This is a genomic window from Sulfitobacter sp. UBA4523 (assembly GCF_002388305.1).
Classification (GTDB): Bacteria; Pseudomonadota; Alphaproteobacteria; order Rhodobacterales; family Rhodobacteraceae; genus Sulfitobacter; species Sulfitobacter pontiacus.
Window position 1 is genome coordinate 1,797 of the sequence record NZ_DGMH01000052.1, and the last position, 1,144, is coordinate 2,940.

Genomic DNA, 1,144 nt, shown 5'->3' on the forward strand with positions numbered 1-1,144 from the left:
CATGGATGTCCCCATTGCGCTGGCGATCCTGCTGGCCGCTGCGACATCGCTTTATGAGACCTTTGCGGCCCGCGGGGCGCATACATGGTTTGATGCCGCGCTGTCGCTCACGTTTTTCTTGCTGGTGGGGCGGTATCTTGAACACCGCGCGCGGGCGACGGCGCGTTCTGCCGCAGCAGAGCTGACGGCGCTGGAACTGCCGCGCGCCACTCGGCTGACCGCGACAGGGCGCGAAACCGTGGATGTCGCCGTGCTGATGCCAGACGACCGGATCGCATTGGCCGCAGGGGCCCGTGCGCCTGTGGACGGCATAGCTGAAACCGCCGCAATGGTGGACCGCTCTGCCCTGACCGGAGAGGCGGATCCCGTCGCTTTGGCCGCAGGGGATCTGGTCTGCGCGGGCGAAGTGATCCTTGGTGCACCGCTGACACTGCGGGCCACGCATCGCGCCGAAGACAGCACCCTGCGCCGTTTGGCGGCCCTCGTCGAGGTCGCAGAGACCGGCAAACACCGCTACAGCGGGATCGCGGACCGCGCCGCGCGGCTTTATGCGCCGGTGGTGCATGGTTTGGCCGCGGTGGCTTTCGCGGTCTGGTGGGCGCTGACGGGGGATCTGCATCACGCCATTGCCGTGGCCACCGCAACGTTGATCATTACCTGCCCCTGCGCCTTGGCGCTTGCCATTCCGGCGGTCACAGCGGCAATGACGGGGCGCTTGTTCCGCGCGGGCGTGCTGCTGAAATCGCCCACGGCGCTGGAACGGTTGGCTGACATCGACACGGTCGTTTTTGACAAAACCGGCACGCTGACCGAAGGGGTGGCTGTTCTTCCCGCGCTTGATCCCGACGCCGCGTCAGTTGCCTTGAGCTTGGCCCAAGCGTCGCACCACCCCGCGTCCCGTGCGCTGGCGGCGTCCCTTGCGGGGCAGGCTCCTGCCGACTTGCGCGACGTGGTCGAGGTCGCAGGGCAGGGGGTCACCGCCCTTTGGAATGGTGTGCCCGTGGGGCTGGTGCGCGGAGAGGACGGGCCCGAGCTTCATCTGCCCGATCGGTGCATCCCCCTGCCGCTGACCGAGACCCCGCGCCCCGGCACCGCCGCCTTGATCGCCGCGCTTTGCACCGGCGGGTGGCAGGTCGCGATGGTC

At 68.4% G+C, this 1,144-nt stretch carries 1 protein-coding gene; it reads left to right on the forward strand.

All coding sequences use genetic code 11. From position 1 onward, the window contains the following. On the forward strand, positions 1–1,144 hold a 1,144-nt coding region (locus tag B3849_RS13045; protein ID WP_286780263.1), incomplete at both ends, for an HAD-IC family P-type ATPase.